This is a genomic window from Paraburkholderia phymatum (genome assembly GCF_038900715.1).
Classification (GTDB): domain Bacteria; phylum Pseudomonadota; class Gammaproteobacteria; order Burkholderiales; family Burkholderiaceae; genus Paraburkholderia; species Paraburkholderia phymatum_A.
Genome location: NZ_JAYMRZ010000004.1, coordinates 493,543 through 501,317, shown reverse-complemented (window position 1 = coordinate 501,317; position 7,775 = coordinate 493,543). Strand labels below are relative to the sequence as shown.

General features: G+C 63.3%; 7 protein-coding genes and 1 pseudogene. 4 read left to right on the top strand and 4 right to left on the bottom strand.

All coding sequences use genetic code 11. From position 1 onward, the window contains the following. Window positions 1-124 precede the first annotated feature (124 nt). The 3 genes from VSR68_RS10975 to VSR68_RS10965 form a co-directional block, all read right to left on the bottom strand. On the bottom strand, window positions 125-880 hold the full coding sequence (locus VSR68_RS10975) for a lipoyl protein ligase domain-containing protein (RefSeq protein ID WP_428983490.1): 756 nt from the start codon (window positions 878-880) through the stop codon (window positions 125-127). 72 nt (window positions 881-952) lie between these two features. Beyond that, window positions 953-1,867: a LysR substrate-binding domain-containing protein gene (locus VSR68_RS10970; RefSeq protein WP_342939849.1), complete on the bottom strand. Its 915-nt coding sequence runs from the start codon at window positions 1,865-1,867 to the stop codon at window positions 953-955. A 215-nt stretch (window positions 1,868-2,082) separates the two neighbouring features. After that, window positions 2,083-3,288, bottom strand: coding sequence for an NAD(P)/FAD-dependent oxidoreductase (locus VSR68_RS10965; RefSeq protein WP_342939848.1), 1,206 nt, complete (start codon window positions 3,286-3,288; stop codon window positions 2,083-2,085). Between the two features lie 217 nt (window positions 3,289-3,505). Between VSR68_RS10965 and VSR68_RS10960 the strand changes: the two are divergent. The 4 genes and pseudogenes from VSR68_RS10960 to VSR68_RS10945 all read left to right on the top strand — a co-directional run. Further along, window positions 3,506-3,706, top strand: a pseudogene (locus VSR68_RS10960) (hypothetical protein); the annotation flags it as partial. 47 nt (window positions 3,707-3,753) lie between these two features. Next, a complete protein-coding gene (locus tag VSR68_RS10955) occupies window positions 3,754-4,590 on the top strand; it encodes an FAS1-like dehydratase domain-containing protein (protein WP_342939847.1) in 837 nt (278 codons plus the stop codon). 37 nt (window positions 4,591-4,627) lie between these two features. Further along, a complete protein-coding gene (locus tag VSR68_RS10950) occupies window positions 4,628-5,791 on the top strand; it encodes an acyl-CoA dehydrogenase family protein (protein ID WP_342939872.1) in 1,164 nt (387 codons plus the stop codon). Window positions 5,792-5,803: 12 nt separating this feature from the next. After that, a complete protein-coding gene (locus tag VSR68_RS10945) occupies window positions 5,804-6,982 on the top strand; it encodes a CaiB/BaiF CoA-transferase family protein (protein ID WP_342939846.1) in 1,179 nt (392 codons plus the stop codon). A gap of 75 nt (window positions 6,983-7,057) precedes the next feature. Here VSR68_RS10945 and VSR68_RS10940 read toward each other — a convergent pair whose 3' ends face one another. Further along, window positions 7,058-7,738 (bottom strand): GntR family transcriptional regulator, encoded by a 681-nt coding sequence (locus VSR68_RS10940; protein ID WP_342939845.1) that lies wholly within the window; start codon window positions 7,736-7,738, stop codon window positions 7,058-7,060. Window positions 7,739-7,775: the final 37 nt, after the last annotated feature.

The window sequence follows — 7,775 nt, the reverse complement described above, 5'->3', positions numbered from 1 at the left end:
TGGCCTCCGTGCGGGAAATCGCCGGGTGTGGCGCCGTCCACACCGTGCGGCTCTGGCAGCAATGCTAACCCGCGTTTGATACCTCACGGCAGGCCAGCCTCTACCTCACGTGAAGTCATACTGCCTATTGCGGCAATGCGATGCCGTCGATGCTTTCCTTCAGCGCATCCGAAACCATCGACGTCAGCGAGACATCCCGGACGACCGCGACATCCCCCATCGCTTCCTGCACGCTGACCACCTTGCGCGCGTCATAGTGACGGCCGCTGCCGGCTTCGTTCTCGAAGGCGTTGGCCCGCTGATTGATCTCCTCGATATCCGCGCTCACCACCAGTACCGCGTGCGCGAGAACCAGGTGTCGTTGATTGTCGTCCGTTTGCATGCTGGCTGGCGCGCGCCGCCAGTACTGCGCGGTGCCCGCGATCTTTCGCGCCTGTTCCGCCGGCCCCCATGCGAGATTGAAACGGCCGTCGCAGAACGAACCGTCGACGGACTGCCAGTGAGTGGCTACGCCAAGCGAGCGCAGCGCACTGCCGACGACTTCGCACAGATGCAGATAGACCGCCTCGCTCAACGCGCCGGGCGGCCGCGTCACCGCATACGCGAGGCTCAGGTTGAGGATGCCGGGGCCCTGCGGAACCAGCCCGCCGCCCGACATGCGCAGCCAGACGGGACAGCCGCGCTGGGCGAAGGTCGCGCGTGCCGCCTCGAACCCCGGATAGCGCAGATAGCTGCGCGGCACCACCAGCGACACGGGCGCTTCCCATAGCTGGGCAGCCCGACGATCTTGCGCCGCCATGTCCAGCAGCGCGAGTTCTTCCAGCGGATCAGTCCCGGATGGATTGGACTCGACGAATACGAATGGCGTGCTATTCATCATTGCGCGAGGTGGTTCGACAAGGTTTTCATCAAGCGATTATGAATGGTCCTCGTACTTTCGCGCACCCGTTCTTCAATGCGCAGGCGAGCGTGCGAACTCCGTCGCCTTGACGGCCTCGACCATATAGTCGACGAAGGAAGCGATCCGCGCCGATATCGCCGTGTTGCGATAGTAGACGGCATTGATCGGTTGACGAACCTCTTGAGTGTGCCGTGGGAAAAGCTGGACGAGCCTGCCCTCTCGACGGTCGCGGCCCGTCATGAAGTCGGACAGGCAAACAATGCCCGCACTTTCCAGCGCAAGCTGCCGCAGCGTTTCGCCGCTGGACGATGCGATAGTCGGCTCGATCCGATAAGGCTCGTTGTCCGGTCCGATCAACGGCCATGCATTGAGCGATTCGGGCTGCGTGAACCCGAGCAGCGAGTGCTTCGCGAGGTCGTCCACGCGTTTCGGATGACCATGCGCTTTCAGATACTCGGGTGTGGCCAGCACCCGTATCCGGCTGCTGCCGACGGGACGGCTGTGCAAGGTCGAATCTTTGAGTTTGCCGATCCGGATCGCGACATCAGTGCGCCGTTCGAGCAAATCGATGATGCCTTCGTTGCTGTTCAGTTCCAGTTCGACTTGCGGATAGCGCGCCCGATAGCCCGCCACGAGAGGCACGATCACGTGAAGCATGAATGGCGTGGCCGCATCGACGCGCAAACGTCCTGAAGGCCGCTCCCGGCGCGCGGCAAGTTGCTCTTCGGCGTTTTCGACCGCGCCGATGATTTCACGCGCATGTTGAAGAAAGGCCTTTCCTTCTTCCGTCAATTCGAGGCGTCGCGTGGTCCGGCGCAGCAGCGTCGTTTGCAGCTTTTCCTCGAGCCTGCCCAGCGTCCGGCTCGCACCCGACACGGTCTGATCGAGTTGCTCGGCTGCGGCTGTGATGGAGCCGGTGTCGACTACTGTCGCAAAGGTCTGCAGTTCGTCGAGTGTGACTTTCATATTTGATCTGGAATCAACAGTGTCTCCTTTATAGATTAGTTTTTCCGCAAAAGTAAAGATTGGGCCACGGAATCGGATTTGCTGTGGAACCTGGAAATCGCGGAAGTGATTCTATTGACAAGCTCGATTGCACGGACGCGTTCATGCAGGCAAAAAGGCCTCAATCGAAGCCTTTTGCCCGCATTTGATTGCTGGACTTCCAGCGCGGAGTACTTCTAGCCGAAGGACGCTTGCGGATTGCCCGCCGCCAATGCTTCCGCACGATTGGGCGCCGGCGGATAAATCCACTTCGTGTTGATCATCTGTTTGCGCGCCTTGCCTTCGGCGTGCGTCAATTTGATCTGTCGATCCCAGCCTTCCGAATAGATCGCGCCCCACTCGCCAAGATCGACGCAAGTGGCGTAGAACGGCTGTCGATATTGCAGCGTCGGAACGCCGATCAGATCCGCGGCGACATTGTGTCCGCCGAATTGGCCCATCACGATAGCGTGCTGACACGACATCAGCGCATAGTGCCCGTCATCGTCGGTCAGCACTCGCGCGACATCGCCCGCGACGAATACGTCCGGTGCCTCCGGCACGCGCAGATCCCGCGCCACTTCGGCGCGTCCGAGCGGATCGACATGTGAGGAAACTTGCGCGGCCAACGAGCTTGCGCGCATGCCGCCTGCCCAGATCACCGTTTTCGCTTCGATGCGCGTGCCCGATGCAGTGCGAACGCCGTCCGCATCGACAGACACGACGCCCGAGCCCAGCACCGTTTCGACGCCCAGCGATTGAAACGCTTCAGCGATAAACGGACGCGGATTCGGCCCGAGATCAGGACCAATCGTGTCCTGCGAGCCGATCACGACAACGCGAACCGCCGCGTCACCGAACGACGCACGCAGACGCTTCGGCAATTCGGTCGCGACCTCGACACCCGTAAAACCGCAGCCGACAACCGCAACGGTGTTTCGCGCCTGCGAATCCGGCAGCTTCGCCAATTCCGCGAAGTGATGGTCGAGCGCTACTGCGTCCTCGATACGATCGACGGAAAAAGCGTACTCCGCGAGGCCTGGAATCGGCGGCCTGTTCAGCTTGCTGCCGCTGGTCAGCAGCAGCCGGTCGTATGCGAGCAAACGCTTTTGTCCATTGGCGGACACGACACTCACCGTCTTCTCTTTTACGGAAATCCCGTCGACGCTGCCCTCGACGTATTTCACGCCAATGGCATCGAGCAGGGGCAGCAGCGGTGCGGCCATCGTCTGCGGCTCGCTTTCATACATCCGTGGACGGATTTGCAACTCAGGCTTCGGCGAGATCAACGTGACTTCAACGTCACTGCTCGTGACGCCAGCCGCGTCGAGCACGCGTGCTGCGCCCAGTGCGCCCCACACTCCGGCAAAGCCGGCACCCACGATCAGGATCTTTTGCGACATGACATTACCTTCGGTTGGAAAGTTGCGGAGTCGACGACAGTTCGAAATGACTGAGCATGATCGACATAGGGGGACAGTGCTTGTGCGATTGCTTATGCAACTGCTTGTGCCCTTCGTCGATACGAATTCTAGGTTTGGCGAACGAACGCGAGTAGCGTCACGGATGCGTTCACCGTGTTGCCTCGACGGCAACAATCGACGGTTTGATAACGGGACTCGTGTGGCGACGGCCGCGACGGTCCGCAGCGGACTTGCGATCACGGCATGGCTCGCGTCCACTGTGCCTGCGGACCTGGAGATCCTGTCGGACGCCGCCGGGCTGCCGCCTCTTCCACCGTTTGCGATCAGCCTGCGCGCGCCATCGACGATACAGCGGGCGGCGCTCATGGGAACATTCCCTAAACTTACCCGTCGATAACAGATACGCTGGCTACACTGGCATATGCCCAGCGACGGAGACATCACATGGACAACCCGTCCGCATCGAACGAAAAACGCACGGAAAACGCCGTCGATATCGTCGCGCCCACCTCGGTAGCGGCGCTCGCGGCCACGCTCGACTACGACACCGCCCCCGCCGAGCGCGACGCGCTTCCGCCCCTCTGGCACTGGATCTTCTTCAGGCCCATCGTCAGGCAGTCGCTGATCGCCGAAGACGGCCACCCGCGCAAAGGCAGCTTTCTCCCCGATCTCGGCCTGCCGCGCCGCATGTGGGCGGGCGGCCGGCTGCGCTTTGCCGCGCCCGTGATCGTCGGCGAGCGCATCGCGCGCGCATCGAGCATCCTCGATGTGCGCGAAAAACAGGGGCGCACGGGCAAGCTCGGCTTCGTCACGGTCGGACATCGAATCGAGTGCCGCGGCGCGCTCGCAATCGACGAAGAGCACGACATCGTCTATCGCGAACTGTCGGCTTCCAGCGCGCCCGCGCCGACCGCCGCGCCCGCCGGCGCCGCATGGCAACGCACGCTGACGCCCGACGAGACGCTCCTCTTTCGCTACTCGGCGCTGACCTTCAACGCGCATCGCATCCACTACGACACGCCTTACGTGACGCAAACGGAGGGCTACCCGGGCCTCATCGTGCACGGGCCGCTGATCGCCACGCTGCTGATCGATCTGCTGCGCCGCCAGCGGCCCGATGCCGCCGTGCTCGACTTCTCGTACCGGGCGATGCGGCCTTGCTTTGCGGGCAACGCACTGCATCTGTGCGGCCAGCCTTCGGCGGACGGCAAGACGGTCGAACTCTGGTCGAAGGATCACGAAGGCTGGCTCGGCATGACCGCTCGCGCCACGCTCTCCTGACGACACACACCGAACACACAGGCAAACCATGATCGACATGACGGGCACCGGCGACGACGCATATCAGGACATCCGGGAGGCCGTGCGCGCGCTGTGCGGCCAGTTTTCCAACGAGTACTTCCGCAAGATCGACGAGGCGCGCGGCTATCCGGAAGCGTTCGTCGATGCGCTCACCAAGGCGGGCTGGCTCGCCGCGCTGATCCCTCAGGAATACGGCGGCTCGGGTCTCGGCTTGACGGAAGCGTCCGTCATCATGGAAGAGATCAACCGCTCGGGCGGCAACTCGGGCGCGTGCCACGGCCAGATGTACAACATGGGCACGCTGTTGCGCCACGGCTCCGCCGCGCAGAAGCAGCGCTATCTGCCGAAGATCGCGTCGGGCGAATTGCGCCTTCAGTCGATGGGCGTCACCGAGCCGACCACGGGCACCGACACCACGAAGATCAAGACGACAGCCGAAAAGAAAGGCGACCGCTATGTGATCAACGGGCAGAAGGTGTGGATCTCGCGCGTGCAGCACTCCGATCTGATGATCCTGCTCGCGCGCACGACGCCGCTCGCCGACGTCAAGAGAAAGAGCGAAGGCATGTCGATCTTCATCGTCGACTTGCGCGATGCGATCGGGCGCGGCCTCACCGTCCAGCCGATTCCCAACATGGTGAATCACGAGACCAACGAGCTCTTCTTCGACAACCTGGAAATCCCCGCCGGGAATCTGATCGGCGAGGAAGGCATGGGCTTCCGGTACATCCTCGACGGCCTGAACGCCGAACGTGCGTTGATCGCGGCCGAATGCATCGGCGACGGCTACTGGTTCATCGACAAGGTCAGCGCGTATGTGAAGGAGCGCGTCGTGTTCGGCCGGCCCATCGGGCAGAACCAGGGCGTGCAGTTTCCGATCGCGCGCGCTTACGTCAACGTCGAAGCGGCGAACCTGATGCGCTTCAAGGCGTGCGCGCTGTTCGACGCGCACAAGCCTTGCGGCGCGCAAGCCAATATGGCGAAGCTGCTCGCCGCCGATGCATCGTGGGAAGCGGCCAACGCATGCCTGCAATTTCACGGCGGCTTTGGCTTCGCGGCCGAATACGACGTCGAGCGCAAGTTCCGCGAGACGCGTCTTTATCAGGTCGCGCCGATCTCGACGAACCTGATTCTGTCGTATGTCGCCGAGCATATCCTCGGTCTGCCGCGTTCGTTCTGAAGGAGCTCGATCATGCGCCCGCTGCAAGGCATCAAGGTCGTCACGCTCGAACAGGCGATCGCCGCGCCGTTCTGCACGCGTCAGCTCGCCGACATGGGCGCGCGCGTGATCAAGATCGAACGCCCCGGCGCCGGGGACTTCGCGCGCGGCTATGACGAGCGCGTGTCGGGACTCGCGTCGCATTTCGTCTGGACCAACCGCTCGAAGGAAAGCATCACGCTCGACGTGAAGCAGCCGCAAGCGCTCGACGTGATGCACAAGCTGCTCGCCGATGCCGACGTGTTCGTGCAGAACCTCGCACCCGGCGCGACGCAGCGCCTCGGGCTGGACTACGACACGCTCTGCAAGCGCTATCCGCGACTGATCGTGTGCGACATCTCCGGTTATGGCGCGGACGGACCGATGCGCGACAAGAAGGCCTACGATCTGCTGATCCAGAGCGAAGCGGGCTTCCTGAGCATCACGGGATCGGAAGGCGCGCCCGCGAAGGCCGGCTGCTCGATCGCGGATATCGCCGCCGGCATGTACGGCTACACGAACATTCTTGCGGCGCTCATCGAGCGCGGGCAAACGGGGCGCGGCAAGCGCATCGACGTGTCGATGCTGGAAAGCATGGTCGAATGGATGAGCTACCCGCTCTACTACGCAATCGACGGACAGACGCCGCCGCGCCAGGCCGGCGCATCGCACGCGACCATCTTCCCGTATGGTCCGTTCAAGGCGGGAGACGGCAAGACCGTCATGCTCGGCCTGCAAAACGAGCGCGAATGGAAGCAGTTCTGCGAGATCGTCGTTCGCCGCCCGGAGCTACTCGCCGACGACAGGTACAGCACCAACAGTCGCCGCGCGCAGCATCGCGAGGAACTGACGCGCATCATCGCCGAAGCGTTCTCGCGGTTGAGCGCGGCGCAAGTGATCGAGCGGCTGGATGAAGCGGGCATCGCCAACGCGCGGATGAACGACATGCACGACGTGTGGCAGCACGAGCAGCTCGAAGCGCGGCAGCGTTGGACGCAGGTCCGCACGCCTGCGGGTTTGATTCCCGCGCTGTTTCCGCCCGGCATGACAGCCGCCGACGAGCCTCGCATGGACGCCGTGCCCGCACTGGGCGAGCACACCGACGCGATCTTGCGTGAGCTTGGCTTCGACGCTCAGGCCGTCGAGCGTCTGCGCAACGCGGGCGCGATCTGAGCGCTTTCGCGTTGCATGGGCATGGGCCGCGCGGGCGAAGCGCTCAGCCCATGCTGAGGTTTCAAAACGTCACGGTTAAGCGTCGTCCGCGTCCTGCTCGCCCAGCATCCGGAACGCCGCCTTCTCCGCGTTCAGCACGTGCTGTCGGGCAAGCTCCTGCGCCTCGTCCGCATCGCGCGCCTTCAGCGCCTTGTGCAGCTTGTCGATTTCGCGCAGGCTGCTCGGCAGCCGGTCGGGATGCATCAGCGACGTCGCGCGCAGCAGATTCACGCGCGAATACAGGCTGTTCAATATTTCCTTCACGAGATGGTTGCCGCAGTTGTCGAGCAACACGTCGTACAGGGCCGCCTTGGCCTTGAGCACGCCGTTCTGATCCTGCGCGGTCGCCTGCACGCGCAGCATCTTCGCGGCCTCGCCGAACTGGGCGATCGCTTCGTCGCTCGCGAGCCGCGCGAATTCGTGCGCCGCGAAGCCTTCGAGCAACGCGCGCAACGCGTAGAGTTCGGCGGCCTCGGCGCGCGACATCACCGCGACCACGGGCCCCTTGTGCGGCACGTTGCGCACGAGCTTTTCGGCCTCCAGCTTGCGCAACGCCTCGCGCACGGAGGTCCGGCTCACGCCCAGCGTCTCGCAAAGCTCGCGCTCGATCAGACGCGCCCCCGGCGCAAAGCGCCCGCTCATGATGGCCTGGCGCAGCACGTTTTCGACCTGGTGACGCAGCGTCTCCGGCCGGACCAACCCGATATCAGTCGACATTATTGTCTTCCCGTCCGACAAAAACCCAGTCGTTATG

Coding starts and splice junctions, on each gene's coding strand:
- VSR68_RS10945 (WP_342939846.1), top strand. CDS start 5,804: ATGCGCCCGCTGCAAGGCATCAAGGTCGTCACGCTCGAACAGGCGATC.
- VSR68_RS10965 (WP_342939848.1), bottom strand. CDS start 3,288: ATGTCGCAAAAGATCCTGATCGTGGGTGCCGGCTTTGCCGGAGTGTGG.
- VSR68_RS10975 (WP_428983490.1), bottom strand. CDS start 880: ATGATGAATAGCACGCCATTCGTATTCGTCGAGTCCAATCCATCCGGG.
- VSR68_RS10950 (WP_342939872.1), top strand. CDS start 4,628: ATGACGGGCACCGGCGACGACGCATATCAGGACATCCGGGAGGCCGTG.
- VSR68_RS10955 (WP_342939847.1), top strand. CDS start 3,754: ATGGACAACCCGTCCGCATCGAACGAAAAACGCACGGAAAACGCCGTC.
- VSR68_RS10940 (WP_342939845.1), bottom strand. CDS start 7,738: ATGTCGACTGATATCGGGTTGGTCCGGCCGGAGACGCTGCGTCACCAG.
- VSR68_RS10970 (WP_342939849.1), bottom strand. CDS start 1,867: ATGAAAGTCACACTCGACGAACTGCAGACCTTTGCGACAGTAGTCGAC.